Annotated in this window: 25 protein-coding genes and 10 pseudogenes; 13 read left to right on the plus strand and 22 right to left on the minus strand. The window is 47.7% G+C overall.

The window, feature by feature from the left end; all coding sequences use genetic code 11:
• Positions 1-569: 569 nt before the first annotated feature.
• Complete coding sequence (locus tag ACQGXV_RS16440; RefSeq protein WP_440866949.1) at positions 570-1,298, plus strand: autoinducer binding domain-containing protein; 729 nt, start codon at positions 570-572, stop codon at positions 1,296-1,298.
• 55 nt (positions 1,299-1,353) lie between these two features.
• Here the strand turns inward: ACQGXV_RS16440 and ACQGXV_RS16445 are convergent, their stop codons facing one another.
• Complete coding sequence (locus tag ACQGXV_RS16445; protein ID WP_440866950.1) at positions 1,354-1,869, minus strand: hypothetical protein; 516 nt, start codon at positions 1,867-1,869, stop codon at positions 1,354-1,356.
• A gap of 295 nt (positions 1,870-2,164) precedes the next feature.
• Here ACQGXV_RS16445 and ACQGXV_RS16450 point away from each other — a divergent pair, with 295 nt between their 5' ends.
• Together ACQGXV_RS16450 and ACQGXV_RS16455 are read left to right on the plus strand one after the other, a co-directional pair.
• Entirely contained in the window at positions 2,165-2,530 is a 366-nt protein-coding gene (locus ACQGXV_RS16450) for an IS630 transposase-related protein (RefSeq protein ID WP_440862584.1), read from the plus strand.
• Positions 2,454-2,987 (plus strand): IS630 family transposase, encoded by a 534-nt coding sequence (locus ACQGXV_RS16455; protein ID WP_440862665.1) that lies wholly within the window; start codon positions 2,454-2,456, stop codon positions 2,985-2,987. Before ACQGXV_RS16450 ends, ACQGXV_RS16455 begins: the two co-directional genes overlap by 77 nt.
• A gap of 31 nt (positions 2,988-3,018) precedes the next feature.
• Here the strand turns inward: ACQGXV_RS16455 and ACQGXV_RS16460 are convergent.
• Positions 3,019-3,202 (minus strand): annotated as a pseudogene (locus ACQGXV_RS16460) (hypothetical protein); the annotation flags it as partial.
• A gap of 901 nt (positions 3,203-4,103) precedes the next feature.
• Between ACQGXV_RS16460 and ACQGXV_RS16465 the strand changes: the two are divergent.
• Positions 4,104-5,726 carry a Na/Pi cotransporter family protein gene (locus ACQGXV_RS16465; protein ID WP_440866951.1) on the plus strand — a complete coding sequence of 541 codons (1,623 nt, stop codon included), beginning with the start codon at positions 4,104-4,106 and terminating at the stop codon, positions 5,724-5,726.
• A gap of 83 nt (positions 5,727-5,809) precedes the next feature.
• Here ACQGXV_RS16465 and ACQGXV_RS16470 read toward each other — a convergent pair whose 3' ends face one another.
• Entirely contained in the window at positions 5,810-6,136 is a 327-nt protein-coding gene (locus ACQGXV_RS16470) for an E492 group microcin (protein ID WP_440866952.1), read from the minus strand.
• Positions 6,137-6,733: 597 nt separating this feature from the next.
• On the opposite strand from ACQGXV_RS16470, the gene ACQGXV_RS16475 reads away from it, so the two are divergent.
• Both ACQGXV_RS16475 and ACQGXV_RS16480 read left to right on the plus strand, forming a co-directional pair.
• Entirely contained in the window at positions 6,734-8,005 is a 1,272-nt protein-coding gene (locus ACQGXV_RS16475) for an HlyD family secretion protein (protein ID WP_440866953.1), read from the plus strand.
• Entirely contained in the window at positions 7,998-10,109 is a 2,112-nt protein-coding gene (locus tag ACQGXV_RS16480; protein WP_440866954.1) for a peptidase domain-containing ABC transporter, read from the plus strand. Before ACQGXV_RS16475 ends, ACQGXV_RS16480 begins: the two co-directional genes overlap by 8 nt.
• A gap of 36 nt (positions 10,110-10,145) precedes the next feature.
• On the opposite strand, the pseudogene ACQGXV_RS16485 reads toward ACQGXV_RS16480, so the two are convergent.
• The 11 genes and pseudogenes from ACQGXV_RS16485 to ACQGXV_RS16535 form a co-directional block, all read right to left on the minus strand.
• Positions 10,146-10,298, minus strand: a pseudogene (locus ACQGXV_RS16485) (TOBE domain-containing protein); the annotation flags it as partial.
• Positions 10,299-10,342: 44 nt separating this feature from the next.
• On the minus strand, positions 10,343-11,554 hold the full coding sequence (locus tag ACQGXV_RS16490) for an IS256 family transposase (RefSeq protein ID WP_440866955.1): 1,212 nt from the start codon (positions 11,552-11,554) through the stop codon (positions 10,343-10,345).
• A gap of 61 nt (positions 11,555-11,615) precedes the next feature.
• Positions 11,616-11,834 (minus strand): annotated as a pseudogene (locus ACQGXV_RS16495) (transposase); the annotation flags it as partial.
• Between the two features lie 35 nt (positions 11,835-11,869).
• A complete protein-coding gene (locus ACQGXV_RS16500) occupies positions 11,870-12,004 on the minus strand; it encodes a hypothetical protein (RefSeq protein ID WP_440866956.1) in 135 nt (44 codons plus the stop codon).
• A 170-nt stretch (positions 12,005-12,174) separates the two neighbouring features.
• A pseudogene (locus tag ACQGXV_RS16505) lies at positions 12,175-12,447 on the minus strand (IS481 family transposase); the annotation flags it as partial.
• A gap of 129 nt (positions 12,448-12,576) precedes the next feature.
• Complete coding sequence (locus ACQGXV_RS16510; protein ID WP_440862665.1) at positions 12,577-13,110, minus strand: IS630 family transposase; 534 nt, start codon at positions 13,108-13,110, stop codon at positions 12,577-12,579.
• Positions 13,034-13,399, minus strand: coding sequence for an IS630 transposase-related protein (locus tag ACQGXV_RS16515; protein WP_440866957.1), 366 nt, complete (start codon positions 13,397-13,399; stop codon positions 13,034-13,036). Before ACQGXV_RS16515 ends, ACQGXV_RS16510 begins: the two co-directional genes overlap by 77 nt.
• Entirely contained in the window at positions 13,400-13,771 is a 372-nt protein-coding gene (locus ACQGXV_RS16520; protein WP_440866958.1) for a transposase family protein, read from the minus strand.
• Positions 13,772-13,933: 162 nt separating this feature from the next.
• Positions 13,934-14,479 (minus strand): transposase family protein, encoded by a 546-nt coding sequence (locus ACQGXV_RS16525; RefSeq protein WP_440866959.1) that lies wholly within the window; start codon positions 14,477-14,479, stop codon positions 13,934-13,936.
• An 82-nt stretch (positions 14,480-14,561) separates the two neighbouring features.
• Positions 14,562-14,780 (minus strand): annotated as a pseudogene (locus ACQGXV_RS16530) (helix-turn-helix domain-containing protein); the annotation flags it as partial.
• A gap of 104 nt (positions 14,781-14,884) precedes the next feature.
• Positions 14,885-15,220: a DUF1640 domain-containing protein gene (locus ACQGXV_RS16535; RefSeq protein ID WP_440866960.1), complete on the minus strand. Its 336-nt coding sequence runs from the start codon at positions 15,218-15,220 to the stop codon at positions 14,885-14,887.
• A gap of 146 nt (positions 15,221-15,366) precedes the next feature.
• Between ACQGXV_RS16535 and ACQGXV_RS16540 the strand changes: the two are divergent.
• A pseudogene (locus ACQGXV_RS16540) lies at positions 15,367-15,603 on the plus strand (transposase); the annotation flags it as partial.
• 112 nt (positions 15,604-15,715) lie between these two features.
• Here ACQGXV_RS16540 and ACQGXV_RS16545 read toward each other — a convergent pair.
• Positions 15,716-15,994: pseudogene (locus tag ACQGXV_RS16545) on the minus strand (transposase); the annotation flags it as partial.
• A 21-nt stretch (positions 15,995-16,015) separates the two neighbouring features.
• On the opposite strand from ACQGXV_RS16545, the gene ACQGXV_RS16550 reads away from it, so the two are divergent.
• Both ACQGXV_RS16550 and ACQGXV_RS16555 read left to right on the plus strand, forming a co-directional pair.
• Positions 16,016-16,381 (plus strand): IS630 transposase-related protein, encoded by a 366-nt coding sequence (locus tag ACQGXV_RS16550; RefSeq protein WP_440862584.1) that lies wholly within the window; start codon positions 16,016-16,018, stop codon positions 16,379-16,381.
• Positions 16,305-16,838, plus strand: a complete 534-nt coding sequence (locus ACQGXV_RS16555; protein ID WP_440862665.1) for an IS630 family transposase — start codon at positions 16,305-16,307, stop codon at positions 16,836-16,838. Before ACQGXV_RS16550 ends, ACQGXV_RS16555 begins: the two co-directional genes overlap by 77 nt.
• Here the strand turns inward: ACQGXV_RS16555 and ACQGXV_RS16560 are convergent.
• The 6 genes and pseudogenes from ACQGXV_RS16560 to def all read right to left on the minus strand — a co-directional run.
• A pseudogene (locus ACQGXV_RS16560) lies at positions 16,835-17,809 on the minus strand (IS256 family transposase); the annotation flags it as partial. The gene ACQGXV_RS16555 and the pseudogene ACQGXV_RS16560 overlap by 4 nt on opposite strands.
• A gap of 203 nt (positions 17,810-18,012) precedes the next feature.
• Entirely contained in the window at positions 18,013-18,423 is a 411-nt protein-coding gene (gene mscL, locus ACQGXV_RS16565) for a large-conductance mechanosensitive channel protein MscL (RefSeq protein WP_440866961.1), read from the minus strand.
• Positions 18,424-18,543: 120 nt separating this feature from the next.
• On the minus strand, positions 18,544-19,920 hold the full coding sequence (trkA, locus tag ACQGXV_RS16570; protein WP_440866962.1) for a Trk system potassium transporter TrkA: 1,377 nt from the start codon (positions 19,918-19,920) through the stop codon (positions 18,544-18,546).
• Positions 19,921-19,944: 24 nt separating this feature from the next.
• Positions 19,945-21,240: a 16S rRNA (cytosine(967)-C(5))-methyltransferase RsmB gene (gene rsmB, locus ACQGXV_RS16575; protein WP_440866963.1), complete on the minus strand. Its 1,296-nt coding sequence runs from the start codon at positions 21,238-21,240 to the stop codon at positions 19,945-19,947.
• Between the two features lie 73 nt (positions 21,241-21,313).
• Positions 21,314-22,264, minus strand: a complete 951-nt coding sequence (gene fmt / locus ACQGXV_RS16580; protein ID WP_440866964.1) for a methionyl-tRNA formyltransferase — start codon at positions 22,262-22,264, stop codon at positions 21,314-21,316.
• 25 nt (positions 22,265-22,289) lie between these two features.
• Positions 22,290-22,799, minus strand: coding sequence for a peptide deformylase (def, locus tag ACQGXV_RS16585; protein ID WP_440866965.1), 510 nt, complete (start codon positions 22,797-22,799; stop codon positions 22,290-22,292).
• A 115-nt stretch (positions 22,800-22,914) separates the two neighbouring features.
• Between def and ACQGXV_RS16590 the strand changes: the two genes are divergently transcribed.
• Positions 22,915-23,070 carry a hypothetical protein gene (locus ACQGXV_RS16590; RefSeq protein ID WP_440866966.1) on the plus strand — a complete coding sequence of 52 codons (156 nt, stop codon included), beginning with the start codon at positions 22,915-22,917 and terminating at the stop codon, positions 23,068-23,070.
• 12 nt (positions 23,071-23,082) lie between these two features.
• Here the strand turns inward: ACQGXV_RS16590 and ACQGXV_RS16595 are convergent.
• Positions 23,083-23,283, minus strand: a pseudogene (locus ACQGXV_RS16595) (transposase family protein); the annotation flags it as partial.
• Positions 23,284-23,378: 95 nt separating this feature from the next.
• Here ACQGXV_RS16595 and ACQGXV_RS16600 point away from each other — a divergent pair.
• The 3 genes and pseudogenes from ACQGXV_RS16600 to ACQGXV_RS16610 all read left to right on the plus strand — a co-directional run.
• On the plus strand, positions 23,379-23,744 hold the full coding sequence (locus ACQGXV_RS16600; RefSeq protein WP_440862584.1) for an IS630 transposase-related protein: 366 nt from the start codon (positions 23,379-23,381) through the stop codon (positions 23,742-23,744).
• Positions 23,668-24,201, plus strand: a complete 534-nt coding sequence (locus ACQGXV_RS16605; protein ID WP_440862665.1) for an IS630 family transposase — start codon at positions 23,668-23,670, stop codon at positions 24,199-24,201. Before ACQGXV_RS16600 ends, ACQGXV_RS16605 begins: the two co-directional genes overlap by 77 nt.
• Positions 24,202-24,223: 22 nt before the next feature.
• Positions 24,224-25,108 (plus strand): annotated as a pseudogene (locus ACQGXV_RS16610) (IS5 family transposase); the annotation flags it as partial.
• Between the last annotated feature and the right edge of the window lie 36 nt (positions 25,109-25,144).

Here is a 25,144-nt window from a genome sequence, read left to right on the forward strand (position 1 = left end):
AAGCGGCTTCATATTCCCACGCTTCAGTAAACCCTGGATCGATGAGAATCTTGGCGTGATTCACTCAATGGTTGACGAGTTTCTGGATGGACAGATTGACCATCACATCCTGTAGTTGACCGCACATCTGGCCAGGTACCGTAAGCGATCGCGCTGACAATCGTAAGGGAAGGCCGTAGGGATGAGGAATGGGCAAAGACCTAGGAAGATTCGGCCAAATAGAGTAGGGCAAAACAACAGACCGAGAGTGCCATACCACCGACCGTTTCTCCATGAAAACGATGTAAGGTCATTAAGTTTCAATTCAAACAACGCATTGTCTTCTCAGCGTACGTTTTCGTTTCATTCGCCCTCGAACTCTTACCATAAGCGTAAGCACACCGTTACAAATCAGTGCGTGAGCGGTTGTAAAATAACTGGAAAGAGAAAATGGGCTATCATCGGCTGAAACGGGCATGCTCCAGTTAAAAACTCTGCAGGGTGGTCATCTGAATCGCGTAACAGTCGCCTCCCCAGAGACGAAGTAATCACAGATTCTGATTTTTCAACAAAGCCATAAAGGAGTTCAAATGAGTAACGAGTTTTTATCAGAACAGGGGAAAAATAATCATATAGTTGATTTTATTGAAAAAAAACTCAAAAAATATGGGGGTGTAAAATATGCCTTTTTAATACTAAAAAAACAAAGAATGGATGACATAATTGTATTCAGTAATGTTGCCGACTATTTTTCAGATGTTTATCTGAAAAACTCATACCAGCATATAGACCCCATAATTGCCATTTGTTTGAATCGTGTTTCACCCCTCTTTTGGGACAAAAACCTTATAATTAATTCAAAATGGCACATTCCTAAATCTGTTGATACGATTCAACCTTACCACTCTTTAGCCGATGGACAGACTTTTATTTTACATTGCCCAGGAAGCATCATGGCATTACTGTCATTGTATGCTAATGAAATTCAGAATCCTGAAATCGTTAATGCAATAAAACAGGATAAATATGAAATCCAAGGAATATTGATCCAATGTTATGAATTGCTTACTCTCCTTTATGAGAAACAAGAAGATAAAAACTGTCAATATGTTGACCTCACTAGACGTGAGAAGGAAATACTTTACTGGATCAGCCAGGGTAAGACATATTCGGAGACTTCCATTATCCTTAATATTGCCGTCAGTACGGTCAAGTTTCATGTTGCCAATGTTGTCAAAAAACTGGGTGTTAACAATGCTAAACACGCGATCAAATTGTGCGAAGAAATGAAACTTGTTCCAGATATGTCAGGAAAATAAAGTTGTATCATATTTATCCATATCCATATCCATATCCATATCTATCATCTGTTGTTTACTGCGGTTCGCGCCAGATTGGATATAGAGGCGGAAAGCCCTCAATGCCAAGCGGCTGTCCTGCATCGCTATAACCAAGTCGCCTCATCAGTGTTCGCATGCTAAATCTTGTACATTCGGCGTAGCATGGGTATTTATCCCTATCAAGAATTGTATTCAGCTCACTGAATAATCTGTTGACGAGGCAATTTCCTCGATGTGCACGCTGTACTGCAACGAGGAATACATAGTAATGGGGAGGATTAGCGGGATGATAATGATCAAGCCCGTTCATAAACGCCGCTACGCTTAGATAATCCGATCCACATTGCTGGCGAAGCTGAGCATCAAGGGCCTCGTTTTCTTTATAGGTCATATTCGCCAGTTCTGGACGGAAATAGACTAATACACCAGCATCATTTTCATCAATAAGCGTTCCACCGTAATCTTTGGCAAGATTAACATAAATACGGAAAAACCGCCGCATGGTTTCCAGACGCAAACGCGGATCCGGGCCAGTAAATGCAAATTTCAATACCGGATCGGCTTTGTTGAATAATTTAACCGTTTGATTTACATCTTCTTTAGTTAGAATGCATTTACAGAGAATGTATTTTGTTAGAACGACAAATCAAATAGTTAGCACAATAAAAAGCATTCCGAGAGGAAAAATTAGTCGTTGAAATTTTATAATGCTTATATAAATCAGTATCTTAAATTATTCAACAAAGCCCTTCTCAATATGAAACTCAGGGTGGATGGCTTTAACCGTTGCCAGCTGTTCACAGGCATATATAGCTAAACGACTTAATTTTGATTACATTATTTAAATGAGCTATTCGATTGATTTTAGACGTAAAGTGATATCTACACGGAAAAACGAAGGGTTGAGTATCCGAGAAACAGCGAAGCAATTTCGGATTGGCCCTGCCTCTGTATCGCGTTGGATTAATCAAATAGAGTCAAAAGCATCGACCACGCGTCAGCGAAAGATCGATAAATCCGAGTTGATAAAAGATGTTGAACAATATCCAGATGCTTACCAAAAAGAACGTGCAGAGCGTTTTGGCGTTTGTCAGAAGGCCATTTGGCAAGCGCTTAAAAAGCTGGGATTGACCTATAAAAAAAACTCTACGTCATCCGAAAGCCGACGAAAACGCCCGGCAGGGATTTCAACAAAAAAAACAACAGTATGAAAAAGAAGGTAAACCTATTGTTTTTATTGATGAAAGTGGTTTTTCACACGATGCCCCACGGACTCACGGCTATTCCCCAAAAGGTCAACGGTGTTTTGGCCTGAAGAACTGGGGAGCTAGGGGAAGAACAAATGTTATCGGCGCTTTATTAGGCACAACGCTGTTTGCTATCGGATTATTTGATATCAATATTAACAGCGATGTTTTCTATGCCTGGGTCACACAAGTCCTTATCCCAGTACTCCCTAAAAACAGTGTAATCATGATGGACAATGCCACTTTTCACAAAAAACATAATATTCAACAAGTCATCATCGATGCAGGGTATATGGTGGAGTATTTGCCTACATATTCGCCAGATCTTAACCCAATTGAGCATAAATGGGCACAAGCAAAAAGCAAAAAAAGAGAGATGGGTTGCGATACAGAGAGTTTGTTCTCAGTCCATATGGTGTAATCAAAATTAAGTCGCTTGGCTATACCGCCTTCTTTGATGGCACCAAAGGTACCGCCGAGGGTAGTGAAATCGAAGGCCCCCAGCCAATTCAGCCCATCGACCTTGAAAAATAGCCCTGAAAAAAACAGAATCGCCCCGACCAGCGCAATGTAGGGCCCTACTTTTCTGAGTAAGCCCTTACGCTGCGCCGTTGGCTGCGTGATCTCTTCCGACATGCAAATCCCCTTTTGAGTCCCCTGCGTTGGTGAAAAAGCCACACCCAACAGCGTTTTTCAGCGCTGATGCCGTGACAAATGGAAAAAACTGCGACCAGCGTGTAGCACACACGCCAGAAATAGTGCTGAGATTGATAACGGAATAAGAGGCCGAGCCGTTATAAATCAAAACCCGTTTTGGGCCTTGTATACCCTGAATCATTCACTTGTGCGTGCTAGAAGGGTAAACCTCAGCGATGCGGCTCCTCCCCCACGATGTGTTTACTCCGGTAAGTGATTCCGGTGAGTAACACAGCAAACGCACTTGCAACGTGAAATATGACGGGTATAAACGTTATACCTGCATCTCGAGGGATGATGTTCAGTCAATTGCAGCAACCTATACTTTTTTATTTCCCCTAAACTTGTTAAGGCATATTCTCTCGACAGTCTTGCCGAAAAAGCAAATCAGCTTTCCGGAAATGCCAATACCGGCCGCAAACATAAAGCATTAGGGGGGCAAAGACCAAATTAGCATACCGCATGCAGCAATCGAATAGTACTTCAACATTGAATTTATTGAAGATATTTCCTTTTTCCTGGCGCGAGGTCGCCAGAAAAAAAATAACATGAAAAATCTGATAACAAGGGTAGATAAATTCCACCTTCCCGTGTAGCAGCATTATTTTCATCGTGATGTTAGTGATTTGTAATATTGCAAGGAGAGCGTAATCTGATAATCAGCAAAAATGATTAAATAAACCCTATCCAAACAGAGATTAATTCTACTTTTCGCACGTTTATTTAGAATAAAACAATCACGGGGCATGTGATATACTTCGTTAGCATATCGCGGTATAGCACGCTGAATAATCAATCAGCATGGCTTGTTTTCGAACCACAATATTCATCAGGATAGACTATGTTGACGCTGCTGCATTTGCTCTCTTCCGTTGCATTGCTGGTATGGGGTACCCATATCGTACGCACGGGTATTATGCGAGTTTATGGCGCAAACCTACGCCGTATATTAAGTGCCAGCATCAAGAAAACCAGCATGGCGTTTCTGGCAGGGATTGGCGTAACGGCGCTGGTGCAAAGCAGCAACGCCACCGCACTGCTGGCAATCTCTTTTGTGTCGCAGCAACTGATTGCGCTTTCCCCTGCATTGGTGATTATGCTGGGGGCGGATGTGGGTACCGCGCTCATGGCACGTATCCTGACGTTCGACTTAGGCTGGCTTTCTCCCCTGCTGTTGCTTAGCGGGATCGTGGCATTTCTTTCTAACCGCAAGACCCGAGTTGGCCAGTTGGGGCGGGTGGGCATCGGTCTTGGATTGATCCTGCTGGCGCTGGAATTGATCGTCGCCTCTGCGGCCCCCATCACCCACTCCAGCGCCATTCTGGTGATTTTCACCTCCATTTCTGATGACACGCTGTTGGCACTGCTGCTTGGAGCGGTGTTCGCCATGGTCAGCTATTCCAGTCTTGCCGCCGTGCTGCTGACGGCGACGCTGGCGGCGACCGCGCTGCTTCCGCTGAAAATGGCACTGTGCATTGTGATTGGCGCGAATCTCGGTAGCGGTGTGCTGGCGATACTCGGAGGACGCGGACAAAGTGCCAGTGCGCGACAATTGGTGCTTGGCAGTATGTTGTTCAAGATTATCGGCTGCGTGTTGATTTTGCCTTGGCTGGCACCGCTATCCCAGTGGATAAGCAGCACAAACATCGTTTTTGACGAAGCGGTTATCTATTTTCATGTCGTCTATAACCTGCTGCGCTGCCTGCTGATGCTGCCGCTGGTGACCAGCATGGCGCGTCTATGTCGCCGTTTTGTGCACCATGAGGATATGAATAACGCCACCGCCGCACCGCGCTATCTCGACAACAGCGCGCTGGATACCCCTTCACTTGCTCTCGCCAATGCGGTTCGTGAAACGCTGCGACTGGGCGACGTAGTGGCACAAATGCTGGAACGTTTTCGCCTGGTGTTATTGGGCAATAGAGAGCAAAAACGCGAGATCAGTCGCCTTGATGAAGAGGCCGACATGCTTCACAGCGCCATCAAGCTCTATCTGGCCCAAATTCGTCAAGACGATTTGGGCGAGGAAGATTCGCGCCGTTGGGCGGAAGTGATCGACACGGCGTTAAACCTGAAACAAGCAGGCGGCATCCTCGAACATATCTCGTCGTCGTTCACCAACAAGGCGCTGGATGCTCGACTCTCCTTATCCTCTGAAGGTATGGAGGAACTGCTGGCACTGCATCAACGCCTCACCAGTTCCCTCTCGCTGGCGATGTTGGTGTTTCTCACCGGAGACATGACCAACGCCAAACGCCTGCGCCGAGCCAAGCACCGTTTGATTCTGCTGGGAAGACGCTACTCCCATGCGCACGTCGAACGTTTACATCAACAAAATCCGCAGAGTCTGGAAACCAGCTCGCTGCATATGGGGCTGCTGGGGGATATTCGCCGTCTGAATTCGCTGTTCTGCGCCGTGGCGTATCATGTGCTCGAACCGGACCCGGAAGATTCAGCAGAATAATCATTGGTACAACGAAAGAAGGGCAGCAAAATGCTGCCCTTCTGCACATTCATCCTGCGATGAATGTTATACAACGAACGAACTTAACACGACTGAGGACGCGCGATTGCCAGTTCTTTATCCAGCGCACAGGGTGACGCACCACCGCCGCTGCCGTTCCAGGTCGGCCCCATTGGCACCACAGGGATCGGCACACTGACCGGACCGTGTTTAACCGCTTCCTGCACAACTGTTTGTATTGCACCAGTCACAGCACCGCCCGCAGCGCCAGCGATACCACCCACAGCGCCACCCCCGGCTCCCCACGCCATATTTTCTCCCAGCGTGTTAAGCAATTCTTTATTAGTGCTCGCTTGGTCATTCCCTGCACCCGAGATATTTACCAACATACTTTCGTCAATTTCTCTCATACGACCTCCTGTTTAATATAAATAAAAAGAAAATTATCATATTTAAAACAATTGAAACCAATGAAGAAACCAGACTCGTTGCCAGTGAAAAATACGTATCTATGTCGTGTAGGAAATCCCTTGACAAGGGATAAAAAAAACCAACAAAACAGGACAAAAACACATTATATGAAATAGGGAAGAATTTATTTTTAATTTTTCTATTTCGTAAGAAAATAATGTAGGACGTCAATGATAAACACACTGGAGAAAAAATATCTGATAACATTTCTCGCTCCAAGCCTGACTATTAGGCATCAATAGACACAGACACATAAGAGAATGAGGGAATTCAATGTATCTTTGTTACGTTTTTCCATTCTAACCTCATTTATTTCATCCTACCAGCGCTTCACTAAAATCGGTTTAACTTTTATTTTATTTTTTCTTTATTTATTTTTTAAATTAATAACTTCCTTTATAAAAAAGTTAACTTCACTCCACAACATTGACATCCGAAGGGGAATAACTATGCTATAGCGCACAGTAATTAAACATGTGCGTTTTTCGAAAGTTTAACCCCTGTATTGACTATACATAATATGCAGAGAGGTATGCGTGTTTCGCAAGGAAGCGTTAGGACACAGAAAAATGCCATGGCAGGGAAAAGCCCTGTTACTCCCTGGCACATCACCTTGGTTAACCGCACTGGTTTGCCTGTTTTTTCTATTTTCTTTTATACTTTTTGTCACGCTTGGCACTTACACCCGCCGCGTCAATGTCGGGGGAGAAATTAGCACGCACCCTCGTCCTGTCAGTATTTATTCAGGTGTACAGGGCTTTGTTGTGAAGAAATATGTTACCGAAGGCAAAGATATTAAAAAAAACGATCCACTCTATCGTATTGATGTGAGTAAAAGTACCCACAGTGGCGTTGTCAGTGATAACCATCGTAAAGATATAGAAAATCAACTGGTGCGTATCGATAATATCATTGCACGTATTGAAAAGAGTAAATCATCCACATTAGATGCATTGAATAAACAAAAAAAACAATACAGTGACGCACTTGAGCGCTCCTCTGCCATTTTGACACACGCTGAAGAAGGCATAAGCATCATGAAAACCAACATGGAGAATTATCGCCGTTATCAGATGAAAGGATTAATTAACAAGGATCAGTTAATCAATCAAGTAGCACTTTATTATCAACAGCAAAATAACCTGCTTAGTTTAAGCACTCAGAATGAACAAAATGCATTAAAAATCACCGGACTGGAAAGCGATCTGCGTACACAGGAAGCCGAGTTTGATAATCGAATTTATCATATGGAATTACAACGCTATGAATTACAGAAGGAACGGGTGAATGCGGATGCAGAAGGTGAAATTATTATTCGCGCGTTATCCAGCGGAAAAATAGACTCCTTAAGCGTTAGCGTGGGGCAGATGATTAACGTGGGCGACAGTCTGCTGCAAATCATGCCGGATACCTTCTCCGCGTTCTACTTAGTGATATGGGTGCCTAACGATGCCGTGCCTTACATCGCCATCAACGACAACGTCAATATACGCTACGAGGCCTTTCCTGCTGAAAAATTTGGCCAATTCTCCGGCACAGTGCAACTGATCTCAAAAGCCCCCGCCTCACAACAGGAAATGCAAACGTATCAGGGCGCACCGACTGACCGTGCCGCCGCGATTCCCTATTACAAAGTATTGGTCAGGCCCGACAAACAAACCATCCCTTACAACGGGAAAATCCTCCATCTGGAAAACGGGATGAAAGCGCAAACCACGTTGTTTCTCGAAAAGCGGAAAATATATCAGTGGATGCTGGCGCCGTTTTACGACATGAAACACAGCGCCACAGGGCCGGTACATGAATAACCGCTGGCGCAAAAGCATTATCGACCAATTGGATCTGGGGTTGCGCCGCCGACTCCCGATGCTGCACCAGACCGAATCAGCCGAATGTGGGCTGGCTTGTCTGGCGATGATTTGTAGCTACTACGGTAAAAATATCGATCTGAATGCCCTGCGCCAACAGTTTCGGCTCTCCACCCGAGGCGCCACGCTTGCCGGATTGAACGACTTCGCCACACAGTTGGGGATGACAACGCGTGCGCTGTCGATGGAGCTGCACGAGCTTGAAGCGCTAAAAACCCCTTGTATCCTGCACTGGAACTTCAACCATTTTGTTGTGCTGGTCAGCTCCACGCATAACCGCTTTGTGGTGCACGATCCGGCACAGGGGCGTCGTACCGTTGAGTTAGCTGAGATAGCACGCTGTTTTACCGGCGTCGCATTGGAGGTATGGCCGGGCAGCGAGTTCAAGGCAGAAAAGATCACAAAGCGTCTGAGTGCATGGCAGTTGATCCGCAGCGTGTACGGGATCAAAGGGGCGCTGATCAAGATCTTTTGTCTTTCTCTGGTCATCGAAGCCATTACGCTTATCATTCCGGTTGGCACACAACTGGTGATGGATCATGCGCTTCCCGCAGCCGATCGCGGATTATTGAGCCTGATCTGTCTTGCGCTGGTTTTTTTTATTCTGCTGCGGGCCGCCATCAGTATGGTTCGTGCCTGGTCATCATTGGTGATGGGAACGCTGATCAACGTGCAATGGCAATCAGGCCTCTTTATGCACCTGATGCACTTGCCGCTGGATTATTTCGAAAAGCGTAAATTGGGAGACATTCACTCACGCTTTGGCTCTCTCGACACGCTGCGAGCCACCTTCACCGCCAGCGTGGTCGGTGCCATCATTGATAGCATCATGGTGGTGGGGGTGCTGATCATGATGTTGCTGTATGGCGGCCACCTGACACTGTTGGTGGTCGGTTTCACCCTTGTCTATATCCTGACTCGTTTTGCCACTTATAGCTACTATCGACAGTTGTCTGAAGAGGCGCTGGTCAGGAGCGCACGTGCCAGCTCCTATTTTATGGAGACGTTGTACGGCATTGCCACCATCAAGATGCAAGGCATGGGCGAACGACGGCACACCCACTGGCTGAATCTGCAAGTCGACACCCTCAATACCGGCATCCGCATCACCAGACTGGATCTGTTCTTCGGCGGCGTGAACACCTTTATCGCCGCCTGCGATCAAGTGGTGATCCTATGGTTCGGTATCGATCTGGTTATCGATAATCAGATGACCCTTGGGATGTTTGTTGCGTTCTCGGCGTTTCGCAGCCAATTTTCTGACCGTATTGCTTCGCTGGTCGCGTTTATTCTGCAACTGCGCATGATGGGCCTGCACAACGAGCGCATCAGCGATATCGCACTGAGTGAACAAGAGACCATCATGCCCGCCATCAGTGCGCAGGTTGACATGCGTCCACTCTCATTAACCACTAAAGCGTTAAGCTTTCGTTACGACAGCTTTTCCGCCCCGGTATTCTGCGATTTGAACATCACTATCGCACCAGGGGAAAGTGTGGCGATCGCGGGCCCCTCCGGTGTGGGAAAAACCACGCTAATGAAAGTGCTGTGCGGACTGTTCACACCGGAATCCGGCAAAGTCCTGATCGACGGTAACGATATTCAGCACATCGGTGTGAACAACTACCGCAAAATGATCGGGTGCGTATTACAAGAAGATCGGCTGTTCAGCGCCTCGATACGCGAGAACATCTGCGGTTTTGAGCAAGAGATTGATGACGCCTGGATGATGGAGTGCGCCAGGGCCAGCTACATTCACGATACCATCATGGCATTACCAATGGGCTATGAAACCCTGATCGGAGAATTGGGCGAAGGGCTTTCTGGAGGGCAGAAACAGCGCCTGTTTATCGCTCGCGCCCTCTATCGCAAACCGGGCGTTCTCTTTCTGGATGAAGCCACCAGCGCGCTGGACAAAGAGAGTGAAGCCGCTGTAAATCTGGCCATCAGACAGATGAACATTACCCGAATCATCATTGCGCATCGAGAATCGACCCTCGCCAGCGCCGATAGAATCATCACCCTCGGCGCGGAGAGCGAATAACCGGTATGCCGTCATGGCATACCGAACGCGGCTTTGTCAGGCTTTGGTCGCTAAAATAACGCTGGAGGCCTTAATCAGGGCAATCAGCTCACTGCCCACGCTGACCTGCATCTCTGCCACACTTTCATTGGTGATAGTCGAGGTCAACACCATCCCGCTGCCGGTGACCAAATGAATGGTAGAGTTGACCACCGGGGAGTCTGTAAAGAATTTTGTGTAAATGGCTCCATTGCTTAACCGGAGATTCGTTCTCCATACATCAACATGAATTGGCTCATAGCAGGTTTCCAGTCTCTGATTGGCAAGGTCCATTTAGCAGAGATATTATGCAAGGCTAGATAGAGTAATTTTATCACCGAGTCATCCGTTGGAAATATTCGTCGCGTTTTCGTTATCTTGCGCAATGAAGCATTTAACGACTCTATCGCGTTGGTGGTGTAGATAACCTTGCGGATCTCCGGCGGAAAGTCAAAAATGACGATGAGACGTTCCCAATTATTTCTCCACGACGGGCTGATCGTCGGGAACTGCTCATCCCATTTGGCCGCGAAGGCATCCAGGGCCTCTTCAGCGCCCTCTAGCGTTGCGGAACTATAGATGGTGCGCAGGTCAGCAGCAACGGCCTTACGCTCTTTCCAGCCGACGTAGCGCAGCGAGTTCCGCACCTGATGCACAATGCAGAGCTGTACCCGCGTATGCGGGTAAACAGCTTCAATGGCATCAGGAAAGCCTTTCAGGCCATCGCAGCAGGCGACGAAGATGTCCTTTAGCCCACGATTTTTCAGTTCTGTCATCACAGATAACCAGAACTTGGCCCCCTCAGTTTTGGCTATCCATAGCCCCAGCAGCTCTTTTTCGCCCTGGCCGTTGATGCCTAGAGCCAAGTAAACAGACTTGTTGGTCACGGCTCCGCCGTCCTGGCTTTTGACCACAATACAGTCAAGGTAAACAATGGGATAAAACGCATCCAGCGGCCGTTGCTGCCAGCGCTTAACTTCATCCATCACAGCATTGGTCACTTGAGAAATGAAGCCAGCGGAAACATCGACCCCGTAGACTTCTTTAAAGTGTGCCTGAATATCACGGGTTGATAACCCTCTGGAATAGAGAGAAATAATGCGGTCATCGAAGCCGTTAAGCTGTTTTTCGTTCTTACCGATCAGTGTCGGCTCGAAGGTACTGTTGCGGTCGCGCGGAATATCGAGCTCGATCTCCCCATTTTGGCTACGTACGCTCTTGGATGTCTTGCCATTGCGTGAGTTGCCTGAATGATTACCAGCCGGGTCATGCTTAGCATACCCAAGATGCATCTCCATCTCAGCTTCAAGAACCCGTTCCGCCAGTCTTTTAGTCAGCACCTTGAGTAGGCCTGATTCACCCAGCAGATCCTGAGGGGAGTGACAATCTTGAAGCAGTTGGTCAATAAGTTCGTTGCTGATAGGCATTTTGTTATCCTTTGAAGGTTTTCCTCAAAATGCCATTTACACAGATTATTTTACAGTCTCTACGTACGCTCTTGGATGTCTTGCCATTGCGGGAGTTGCCTGAATTATTACCAGCCGGGTCATGCTTAGCATACCCAAGGTGTATCTCCATCTCAGCTTGAAGAACCCGTTCCGCCAGTCTTTTAGTCAGCACCTTGAGTAGGCCTGATTCACCCAGAAGCTCCTGAGGGGAGTGGCAATCCTGAAGCAGTTGGTCAATAAGTTCGTTGCTGATAGGCATTTTTTGTCCTCTGAAGGTTTTCCTCAAAATGCCATTTACACAGATCTTTTTACACTCTCAGCCAAATCTTTACCAAAAACCCCCTCTGCCTCTTTCTGAGCGGTTATCCTTGCATTAGATACGTCGTTAGCCTTTGTCCATTCGTCAAGAAACCCACCTTTTTGTGCCATTGATCTCATATCTTCCGTCATGGCCCGCCTAATCTACCCTGCTATTCTTGCGGCATTAGGCTCACCACTACGAGCAGCCTTTTCTGTAATGTCATCAAACCTCCCGCGCCACGATTTCATGCCATCAAAGGTAACACCGCGCCCTGAATCAATAGCCATCAACCTTTTCAATGAGCCGTCTCGATTTCGCCGCTGGCATCATCATCATGCGCCTTTTTCTCCAGCGCTGCGATTTGGGCATCGGTAAGCACGATGCCTTCTCTGGCAACTTTTTCCTCAAGCGCCTTCAGGCGTTTACGGAAGTTCTCCAGATCGTGCCGTTGCCAGATGGACCGCACGCCGCTGCCGGAGATAAATACGCCTTTTTTACGCAGCTCATTACTGGTCCGGTGCTGCCCGTGGGCCGGGAACTCAACGGCATATTCAACAACTGCGCGTTCAGTAAGCGTGTTGCTTAATAGTGAAATAAGGGTGTTTCGGTGATTGAAGTAAATTTTACGCTGTTCTGAGATGGAAATTCCAAAGACCGGCGCTAAGGAGTAAGAAGGTATAGCCAAGCGACTTAATTTTGATTACACCATATGGACTGAGAACAAACTCTCTGTATCGCAACCCATCTCTCTTTTTTTGCTTTTTGCTTGTGCCCATTTATGCTCAATTGGGTTAAGATCTGGCGAATATGTAGGCAAATACTCCACCATATACCCTGCATCGATGATGACTTGTTGAATATTATGTTTTTTGTGAAAAGTGGCATTGTCCATCATGATTACACTGTTTTTAGGGAGTACTGGGATAAGGACTTGTGTGACCCAGGCATAGAAAACATCGCTGTTAATATTGATATCAAATAATCCGATAGCAAACAGCGTTGTGCCTAATAAAGCGCCGATAACATTTGTTCTTCCCCTAGCTCCCCAGTTCTTCAGGCCAAAACACCGTTGACCTTTTGGGGAATAGCCGTGAGTCCGTGGGGCATCGTGTGAAAAACCACTTTCATCAATAAAAACAATAGGTTTACCTTCTTTTTCATACTGTTGTTTTTTTTGTTGAAATCCCTGCCGGGCGTTTTCGTCGGCTTTCGGATGACGTAGAGTTTTTTTTATAGGTCAATCCCAGCTTTTTAAGCGCTTGCCAAATGGCCTTCTGAGAAACGCCAAAACGCTCTGCACGTTCTTTTTGGTAAGCATCTGGATATTGTTCAACATCTTTTATCAACTCGGATTTATCGATCTTTCGCTGACGCGTGGTCGATGCTTTTGACTCTATTTGATTAATCCAACGCGATACAGAGGCAGGGCCAATCCGAAATTGCTTCGCTGTTTCTCGGATACTCAACCCTTCGTTTTTCCGTGTAGATATCACTTTACGTCTAAAATCAATTGAATAGCTCATTTAAATAATGTAATCAAAATTAAGTCGTTTAGCTATATAATCAATAAAGGGTCTACGATTCCGTAAAATTTGGGTCATGCAACCGAGGCGCTTGATACCCGCGATGGCGTGTTCAACTGTAATACGGATGCCCGAGATTATTTTATTTTCTTGTTTTTGTTCAGGCGATAAAGGTCTTTTTCGAGTTCCTTTTTTTGGGATTTGTGTATTAGGATGCTGTTTATCTATACCTTGAAAACCGGTATCTGCCCAGATGGTTACCTCAGGAGGAATATGGCGAATTATATCGACTTTATCGAGTAAGCGTTTATCGTGACGGCGCCCATTTTTGCTCATGGGGATAAATCCAATTTGCCTTGTTTCGTCAGTCATAGGCTTTGTTGAATAATTTAACCGTTTGATTTACATCTTCTTTAGTTAGAATGCATTTACAGAGAATGTATTTTGTTAGAACGACAAATCAAATAGTTAGCACAATAAAAAGCATTCCGAGAGGAAAAATTAGTCGTTGAAATTTTATAATGCTTATATAAATCAGTATCTTAAATTATTCAACAAAGCCTCAGTCATAATAAGCCCTTTTCGAGTGGTCTGTCTTTTCTTTCCCGAATACATTTTTTTTCGCCGACGCAGATTCTTAGGCTTTTGGACAGGTCGCTCTGTCCCATCAACAAAGACGTCTTTAACTCCAGGAAAGGCGCGAAAAAATTCCTCAGCAGAGCGAATTTGACGAGCGGGCAAAACACATTCTCGCCCCAAGGTCATCTCTAAAACCGGCAATAATATTTTTACCCAGCGACATACCCGTGTTCTATCTAAACCAAAAAGAAGTCCTTGCAAATCATAGGTCGGATAACATTTTAAATACAATAAAATAAAAAGCAGTTTATCTAATGGGGTTGGGATAAATCCTTTCTGCCCTGCACCCATCTGCCGCTCGTGATCTTTTCGATTCTTTTTCCGATAAATCAAATAACAAGCTGAAAATTCAGCGGCTAAATTTTTCAATTCTTCGACTGATAATCCAATGATTGCTTTACATAAACGATTATCTCGTAACAACCGCTCTTTGTTGATCATTTCAAACCTTTATTCTCTAAGTTAAACCTCTTTTTATTCTCAATAGCCTGACAAAAAATGCAAGTCTCTATTCAGCAACTAGTTTAGTGGCTTCGTCGGCGCGGTTCTTCAGGTTGGGAACCCGGAGGTTCTGGTTAACCAGTGCATCGATGCCACCTTCAGCAGCCAGTTCCTGATAACGGTAAAACGTGTCGCGCGACACGCCCATGATCTTGCAGGCTTTTGATACGTGACCAAGTTCTTCGGCGAGATTGAGCAGGCCGGCTTTGTGTTTGATGATGGGATTGTTAGTATGAAGCATGAGAGTTACCTCGCGTTTTGTTTAAGGATTAGACACCCATATCAAAACCGGTAACTCTCAACCTTTCAAGGTCATGTGTCAGATCAAGTCGCGACTAATACACATCACATTTTGAGAATGGCAGCAATGATGCTGACGGCGGCGGCCACCATTAGCCCAAGCCGGATGGTCATCTGCATGCCAAGCTTCTCAAATTTATCATTAATTTTATCAAACCCCGCAGACATATCCTTGCGGACATCGGCTATCTCACGCTTCACTTCGGCGATATCAGCGGACAGGTCTTTGCGCACATCGTCGAGATCGCGCTTTGTAGCAAGATCTGCTACCTCGTGTGATTTTCGCACAACAAGAGATATCGCCTTGGCCTGGTCTTTCGGCAACCCGGCGTTTTCAAGCGTTTCAACGAACTCTTGAGTATCAAATGCGACTTGGCCCATGGGAAATCCTCCTGTGTCCTCCTGTGTTAAGCCAAGTGTAAGCGATCTGACCGCCAATCTGCAAAATTTTACAAGTGAGTCTGCTAGGCTGTGTCCCTTAATTGCTTGAGCTATAGTATCCATCTGTTTCTAAGACACTTTGGATTATGGCTCGCTACGATCTTTCTGATGAAGCATGGGCAATCATTGAGCCCTTGTTACCAACCGTTTTGACATCTCCGCAGGCAGGCCGGCCATGGGCAGAACATCGCAAAATCGTCAACGGCATGTTCTGGATACTGTGTTCAGGTGCCCCATGGCGTGATTTACCTGAACGTTACGGCCCATGGAAAACCGTTTATAACCGTTTCAATAGATGGTCAAAGTCTGGAGTTATTAGGCTGTGTCCCTTAATTACGTAACCGGGCGTAAAACAAGCGGATGCAGCCCAGTTTCACCATTGCTAGATAGTTTCTTGCGAGTCTGTAAAGAATTTCGTGTAAATGGCTCCATCGCTTAACCGGAAATCCGATCTCCATACATCAACATGAATTGGCTCATAGCCGGTTTCCAGTCTCTGATTGGTAGGGTCCATTTAGCCGAGATATTATGCAAGGCTAGATAGAATAATTTTAGCACCGAGTCATCCGTTGGAAATATTCGTCGCGTTTTCGTTATCTTGCGCAATGAAGCATTTAACGACTCTATCGCGTTGGTGGTGTAGATAACCTTGCGAATCTCCGGCGGAAAATCAAAAATGACGATGAGACGTTCCCAATTATAGCTAAACGACTTAATTTTGATTACATTATTTAAATGAGCTATTCAATTGATTTTAGACGTAAAGTGATATCTACACGGAAAAACGAAGGGTTGAGTATCCGAGAAACAGCGAAGCAATTTCGGATTGGCCCTGCCTCTGTATCGCGTTGGATTAATCAAATAGAGTCAAAAGCATCGACCACGCGTCAGCGAAAGATCGATAAATCCGAGTTGATAAAAGATGTTGAACAATATCCAGATGCTTACCAAAAAGAACGTGCAGAGCGTTTTGGCGTTTGTCAGAAGGCCATTTGGCAAGCGCTTAAAAAGCTGGGATTGACCTATAAAAAAAACTCTACGTCATCCGAAAGCCGACGAAAACGCCCGGCAGGGATTTCAACAAAAAAAACAACAGTATGAAAAAGAAGGTAAACCTATTGTTTTTATTGATGAAAGTGGTTTTTCACACGATGCCCCACGGACTCACGGCTATTCCCCAAAAGGTCAACGGTGTTTTGGCCTGAAGAACTGGGGAGCTAGGGGAAGAACAAATGTTATCGGCGCTTTATTAGGCACAACGCTGTTTGCTATCGGATTATTTGATATCAATATTAACAGCGATGTTTTCTATGCCTGGGTCACACAAGTCCTTATCCCAGTACTCCCTAAAAACAGTGTAATCATGATGGACAATGCCACTTTTCACAAAAAACATAATATTCAACAAGTCATCATCGATGCAGGGTATATGGTGGAGTATTTGCCTACATATTCGCCAGATCTTAACCCAATTGAGCATAAATGGGCACAAGCAAAAAGCAAAAAAAGAGAGATGGGTTGCGATACAGAGAGTTTGTTCTCAGTCCATATGGTGTAATCAAAATTAAGTCGCTTGGCTATATTTCTCCACGATGGGCTGATCGTCGGGAACTGCTCATCCCATTTGGCCGCGAAGGCATCCAGTGCCTCTTCAGCGCCCTCTAGCGTTGCGGAACTATAGATAGTGCGGAGGTCAGCAGCAACGGCTTTACGCTCTTTCCAGCCGACGTAGCGCAGCGAGTTCCGCACCTGATGCACGATGCAGAGCTGTACCCGCGTATGCGGGTAAACAGCTTCAATGGCATCAGGAAAGCCCTTCAGGCCATAGCAGCAGGCGATGAAGATGTCCTGTAGCCCACGATTTTTCAGTTCTGTCATTACAGATAACCAGAACTTGGCCCCCTCGGTTTTGGCTATCCATAGCCCCAGCAGCTCTTTTTCGCCCTGGCTGTTGATGCCTAGATCCAAGTAAACAGACTTGTTGGTCACGGCGCCGCCGTCCTGGCTTTTGAACACAATACAGTCAAGGTAAACAATGGGATAAAACGCATCCAGCGGCCGTTGCTGCCAGCGCTTAACGTCATCCATCACGGCATTGGTCACTTGAGAAATGAAGCCAGCGGAAACATCGACCCCGTAGACTTCTTTAAAGTGAGCCTGAATATCACGGGTTGATAGCCCTCTGGAATAGAGAGAAATAATGCGGTCATCGAAGCCGTTAAGCTGCTTTTCGTGCTTACCGATCAGTGTCGGCTCGAAGGTACTGTTGCGGCCGCGCGGAATATCGAGCTCGAGCGCCCCATTTTGGCTACGTACGCTCTTGGATGTCTTGCCATTGCGGGAGTTGCCTGAATTATTACCAGCCGGGTCATGCTTAGCATACCCAAGGTGTATCTCCATCTCAGCTTGAAGAACCCGTTCCGCCAGTCTTTTAGTCAGCTCCTTGAGTAGGCCTGATTCACCCAGAAGCTCCTGAGGGGAGTGGCAATCCTGAAGCAGTTGGTCAATAAGTTCGTTGCTGATAGGCATTTTTTGTCCTCTGAAGGTTTTCCTCAAAATGCCATTTACACAGATCTTTTTACACTCTCGGCCAGTGGTAAATCATCAAAGGATGCTTTACCACTGGCCTCTCACTTTATATACCCGTCATACTTTAAGCTGCATGTGCGTTGGCTGCGCTCATTCACCCGAATTATTTAGGGTATAACGACGTTAGGTTTTGTTGAACGGCGCTACGCTTTCGGCTGCTGATCTTTCAGCAAATCGCGAATCTCAGTTAGCAACGTCGCTTCAGCGCTCGGTTTTGCCGGTGCTGGCGCTTTCTCTTCTTTACGGCGCAGGTTATTCATAAGCTTGATTGCCATAAAAATGGCAAATGCGACGAGGACGAAATCAAAAATATTTTGCAGGAAAAGGCCGTAGCGCAGCACCACGGCTGGGATATCCCCTTGTGGGTCTCGCAGCACCAGTTCAAAATGTTTGAAATCGATGCCGCCCAGCAGTAACCCCAAAGGCGGCATAATGATATTGGCCACAAGCGAGGAGACGATCTTGCCAAATGCTGCGCCGATGATGACACCCACTGCCAAATCTACCACGTTGCCTCGCATCGCGAATTCGCGAAACTCTTTTAGCATACTCATGATCCAACTCCTTGATAAAATGAACATCTAAATTTTAACAAAGCGTTACATAATTGCCAGCGGTGATAGTCAGTGAGCCGGAAAAGAAAGTGCCGCCTGAGGCGGCCAGGCTCTGCGTTATTACAGGAAGAACGGGCTGGGTTGGAACAGTCGCTCCACTTCAGGGACAAACTTTTTGTCCGTCAGGAACATGATCACATGATCCCCTTGCTCTATCTTCATATTGTCGTTAGCGATAATCACATCATCGCCGCGCACAATGGCGCCGATCAAGGTGCCTGGCGGCAATTTGATATCTTCAATCATACGGCCAACCACTTTTGACGTGCCTTCGTCCCCGTGAGCGATGGCTTCAATCGCTTCTGCCACGCCGCGGCGTAAGGAGGAAACGCTGACAATATCCGCTTTACGCACATGACCAAGCAGTGCGGAAATCGTTGCCTGCTGGGGCGAGATGGCCACATCGATAACGCTGCCCTGAACCAAATCGACATATGCACGCCGCTGGATCAACACCATGGCTTTTTTTGCCCCCATGCGTTTGGCGAGCATTGCGGACATGATATTCGCTTCATCGTCGTTGGTGATGGCAATAAACACATCGATTTGTTCGACATGTTCGTGCGCCAGCAACTCCTGATCGGACGCATCGCCATGAAACACAATGGTGTCTTGCAGCAGTTCAGCCAGGGCGATCGCACGTTCTTCGTTCTTTTCGATCAGTTTGACGCTGTAGTCTTTCTCCATCTTATGCGCCAACCCCGCGCCGACGTTACCACCGCCGACAATCATGATGCGCTTGTAGGGCTTTTCTAAGCGCTGGAGTTCGCTCATTACGGCGCGGATGTGTTGGGAGGCGGCAACAAAGAACACTTCATCACCCGCTTCAATAATGGTTGAACCCTGGGGACGGATCGGTCTGTCGTGGCGAAAGATAGCGGCTACGCGAGTTTCGATGTGCGGCATATGCTCACGCAGCGCGGAAAGCGCGTTACCGATCAGCGGACCACCGTAGTAAGCGTTCACTGCGGCGATACTTACTTTCCCTTCGGCGAAGTTCACCACTTGTAGCGCCCCGGGATACTCGATCAACTTGTAGATATTGTCGATGACCAACTGTTCCGGTGAGATCAAATGATCGATAGGCACCGCTTCGGCCTGAAACAGTTGCTCACCGGCGCGCACGTATTCTGCGGAACGGATACGTGCAATGCGGTTTGGTGTATTGAACAGTGAGTAGGCGACCTGACAGGCCACCATATTGGTTTCATCCGAGTTAGTGACGGCTACCAGCATGTCTGCATCTTCGGCTCCGGCTTCGCGCAGTACGCGCGGGTGGGAGGCGTAGCCAGCAACGACGCGCAAATCGAATTTATCCTGCAACTGCCGCAGCCGCGCGGTGTCAGTATCAACGACGGTAATGTCGTTGTTTTCTCCGGAGAGCGTTTCCGCCAGCGTACCGCCCACCTGACCTGCACCAAGAATAATGATTTTCATGATCTGTGCCCGTTGCCGTTGCTATCAGTCAATGCTCTTAACCAACTTAGCATAAAAGAACCCATCGCCATCCTCTGCCGCCGGTAACTTTTGCAAACCGGGGTGCTGTGCATCACCCGTTTCCACCAGTTCGGCATCCGCATGGCGTGTCAGAAAGGCCCGCATTTGCTGCTGATTCTCTTCCGGCAGGATAGAGCAGGTGGCATAAACCAACGTGCCGCCGGCTTTCAGCCGCGGCCAGATGGCTTCCAGAATCTCCTGCTGTAACAGTGCCAGTTCGGGTATGTCGCTGTCGCGCCGCAGCCACTTGATATCAGGATGACGGCGAATCACGCCGGTGGCAGAGCAGGGGGCATCGAGCAGAATACGGTCGAACTGTTGCTCACCGCACCAGGCCGCAGGTTCGCGCCCGTCGCCTTGTCTTACGTCAGCGTGAAGATTAAGGCGTTGCAGATTCTCGTTGACCCGGGCGAGCCGCTGCGGGTCCACATCGATCGCCAAGACCTTAGCGTGAGGCGCGGCTTCCAGAATATGGGTCGTTTTCCCACCCGGTGCCGCACACAGATCGAGAATATGTTCATTGTCCTGCGGTGCTAACCAGCGCACGCAACCCTGTGCAGAGACGTCCTGCACGGTAACCCAGCCTTGCGCAAAACCGGGCAGCAGGCTTACGGCACAAGGCTCACTCAGCATGATGGCTTCATCCTGTTCAGGATGCGGCTGCGCGGCTATACCTGCTTCAGTCAGCAGTGCTAAATAGTGTTCTCGTGTGTGGTGCAAACGGTTGACGCGCAGCCACATCGGAGGGCGCTGGTTATTGGCCTCAACAATTTGCTGCCACTGCTGCGGATAAGCTTGCTTGAGGCGCGCTAACAGCCACTCGGGGTGAGCGAAGCGCGACGCATGATTAGCGGCGCGCTCATCCAGCTCGGCCTGTTGGCGTTGGAATTGGCGCAGCACGCCGTTGATCAACCCTTTAAGCTGTCGGCGCTTGAGTGCGATAGCACCGTTAACCGTTTCAGACAGCGCGGCATGGGCCGGGATGCGCGTGTGAGCGAGTTGATAGATGCCCACCATGATCAGGTAGTGCAATGTGCGCTGCTTCCCGGTCAGCGTTTTTGCCATCAACTGCTGAATTATCCACTCTAACTGTGGCAACACGCGCAATACGCCGAAGCACAGCTCTTGCAACAGGGCACGATCCTTTTCTGAGATATCACGCTGATACTGTGGTAGCAGTGAACTTAGCGACAGGCCTTTATCGAGCACCTGGCCGATAACGTTCGCGGCGATGGCGCGCAGATTGTATGTTGTTTTCATGGATAGTGATTGTCTGAAACGGTAACGCGCCTGCCATAACAGCAGACGCGATGCCTTTTAATTGATGAGTGTATTATGCCAGTACGTTGCCTGGAGTGAACCATTCGCGACGCGAATTGAGCAGATCCTGCACCGACATCGGTTTTTTGCCCGCAGGTTGCAGTTGCAGCAGGTTCAGTACCCCTTGCGCGGTGGCAACCTGTATACCCTGCTTGTCTGCACTGACGATCGTACCAGGTTGTGCGCTATGGGCAGTGTCCAATGCGCTGGCTTTACACACTTTAACGGGCTGTTCGTCAATGGTGATATAGCTTACAGGCCAGGGATTGAACGCACGAATGCAGCGTTCCAACTGCTCGGCACTGAGTGACCAGTCAAGCTTAGCCTCTTCTTTGCTCAGCTTTTCGGCGTAAGTCGCCAGACTGTCATCTTGTTTTTCTGCAACGGCCGTTCCCTGCGCAAGGGAAGCGAGCGTCATCAGTAATCCTTGCGGTCCCAGCTCTGCCAGGCGATAGTATAGCGAGGCGCTGGTGTCTTGCGGTGTTATCGGGCATGACAGCTTATGCAGCATGGCACCGGTATCCAACCCAGCATCCATTTGCATGATGGTGACACCGGTTTCAGCGTCTCCGGCCCAAAGCGAGCGTTGTATCGGTGCCGCACCGCGCCAGCGCGGTAGCAGCGAGCCGTGCACATTGATACAGCCCAAACGGGGCATATCCAACACCGCTTGTGGCAGGATTAAGCCATAGGCCACCACCACCATAATATCCGCCTGTAAATCAGCGACCAATTGCTGATTTTCTGCAGGTCGCAGCGATTTGGGCTGAAGCACCGGCACATCGTGCTGCTCTGCCAATACCTTGACCGGGCTGGGCGTCAGTTTGTTACCTCGGCCTGCCGGACGATCGGGTTGGGTGAAAACACCCACCACCTGATGCGATGAAGCCAGCAGCGCGTCAAGGTGACGCGCTGCGAAGTCAGGTGTACCCGCGAAAATAATGCGTAGGGAGCTCTCGGACACGACGTTTCCTGCGGTAGTGATAAGATTATGGACGACCGTTCAGCCGTGCCATTTTTTCCAGCTTCTGACGAATTCTCTGGCGCTTTAACGGCGAGAGATAATCAATAAACAGCTTGCCAACCAGATGGTCCATTTCGTGTTGGATACAGATTGCCAACAGGCCATCAGCTTCCAGCTCAAAGGGGGTGCCTTCCCGGTCCAGCGCTTTGACCTTCACGCGCTCAGCGCGTGGCACCAGCGCACGGGTTTCTGGAATGGACAGACAACCCTCTTCAATACCGGTATCGCCGTCTTTTTCCAGCAGTTCTGGGTTGATCAACACCAAACGCTGATCGCGTTCTTCGGAAACATCAATCACGATAATGCGCTGATGTACGTCCACCTGACTCGCAGCAAGGCCGATGCCTTCTTCTTCGTACATGGTGTCGAACATATCATCGACGATGCGCTGAATTTCTGCATTAACCTCTGCGACAGGTTTCGCGATAGTGCGAAGCCGCTCGTCTGGAAAATGTAATACCTGCAAAACTGACATAGTTGATTTCGATCTTTATCCGGTTGATGAAAGCGTATCTGGATCTATTCTAGACATTTCCGGTTCTGATTGACAGCATTTGCCCTGTAAAGCGCAATGGCACAAGGATGAACGCATGCAGGACGTGGAGCTGTGGCTGCGGTTAATGAACGTGCGACGTCTCAACGCGGTGAAAACGGCGCAATTGGTGGAACAATTGCGTCCGCTGGCAGGGGTAACTGCCGAGGCACTAAGCGTGTTGCTTAATAGTGAAATAAGGGTGTTTCGGTGATTGAAGTAAATTTTACGCTGTTCTGAGATGGAAATTCCAAAGACCGGCGCTAAGGAGTAAGAAGGTATAATCAATAAAGGGTCTACGATTCCGTAAAATTTGGGTCATGCAACCGAGGCGCTTGATACCCGCGATGGCGTGTTCAACTGTAATACGGATGCCCGAGATTATTTTATTTTCTTGTTTTTGTTCAGGCGATAAAGGTCTTTTTCGAGTTCCTTTGACTTTGTTGAATAAATCGAACTTTCAGGGGATCGCCGGATCAAAGCACTATAGCTAAACGACTTAATTTTGATTACATTATTTAAATGAGCTATTCAATTGATTTTAGACGTAAAGTGATATCTACACGGAAAAACGAAGGGTTGAGTATCCGAGAAACAGCGAAGCAATTTCGGATTGGCCCTGCCTCTGTATCGCGTTGGATTAATCAAATAGAGTCAAAAGCATCGACCACGCGTCAGCGAAAGATCGATAAATCCGAGTTGATAAAAGATGTTGAACAATATCCAGATGCTTACCAAAAAGAACGTGCAGAGCGTTTTGGCGTTTGTCAGAAGGCCATTTGGCAAGCGCTTAAAAAGCTGGGATTGACCTATAAAAAAAACTCTACGTCATCCGAAAGCCGACGAAAACGCCCGGCAGGGATTTCAACAAAAAAAACAACAGTATGAAAAAGAAGGTAAACCTATTGTTTTTATTGATGAAAGTGGTTTTTCACACGATGCCCCACGGACTCACGGCTATTCCCCAAAAGGTCAACGGTGTTTTGGCCTGAAGAACTGGGGAGCTAGGGGAAGAACAAATGTTATCGGCGCTTTATTAGGCACAACGCTGTTTGCTATCGGATTATTTGATATCAATATTAACAGCGATGTTTTCTATGCCTGGGTCACACAAGTCCTTATCCCAGTACTCCCTAAAAACAGTGTAATCATGATGGACAATGCCACTTTTCACAAAAAACATAATATTCAACAAGTCATCATCGATGCAGGGTATATGGTGGAGTATTTGCCTACATATTCGCCAGATCTTAACCCAATTGAGCATAAATGGGCACAAGCAAAAAGCAAAAAAAGAGAGATGGGTTGCGATACAGAGAGTTTGTTCTCAGTCCATATGGTGTAATCAAAATTAAGTCGCTTGGCTATACAACAAAGCACTCAGACAACGCGGCTCACTGACGGTCTGGCTTGATGAGTCGGCCATCGCTGCATGGACTGACAGTTCTTCGCCTGAAGGTCGTGGTCGGCCGCTTTACTACACCGATATGGCTGTTACCACGGTTTTGATGATAAAGCGCGTGTTTAACCTGTCGCTCCGGGCATTACAGGGCTTTGTCGACTCGGTTTTTACACTGATGAGCCTGCCACTGCGCTGCCCGGACTACTCTCTGGTCAGTCGGCGGGCAAAAACCGTCAGTATCAGCATAAAAACGCCAACGCGTGGTGAAATCTCGCATCTGGTCATCGACAGTACCGGTCTGAAGGTCTTTGGCGAAGGTGAATGGAAAGTCAGGCAGCATGGGGCTGACAGACGAAGAGTGTGGCGCAAGCTTCATCTGGCAGCAGACAGTGCGACGCATGAGATTATCTGTGCCGACTTATCGCTCAGCGGAACGACAGATGCGCAGGCACTGCCGGGCCTGATTAACCAAACCCACCGAAAAATCAGGGAAGTGTCAGCAGACGGTGCTTATGACGCCCGTTACTGCCACGATGCGTTGCTAAGAAAGAAAATCAGGCCCCTTATCCCGCCGCGAAGCGGAGCCAAATACTGGCCGGACAAGTACCATGAACGTAACCATGCGGTGGCGAATCAGCGTCTGAGCGGGAGTAATGATATGTGGAAAAAGAAAGTGGGTTATCACCGGCGTTCAGTGGCAGAAACAGCGATGTTCCGCATAAAAACTTTGCTGGGTGGCCATCTGAGCCTGCGTGACTATGAGGCTCAAGTAGGTGAAGCCATAGCGATGGTCAAAGCGCTGAACCGTATGACGTTGTTGGGTATGCCACACGGCGTCAGGATAGGATAACAGGTGTAGCAGAGGGAGTCATCCTGTCGGCTAATT

This window comes from Symbiopectobacterium purcellii (assembly GCF_052050035.1).
Lineage (GTDB): Bacteria > Pseudomonadota > Gammaproteobacteria > Enterobacterales > Enterobacteriaceae > Symbiopectobacterium > Symbiopectobacterium purcellii_A.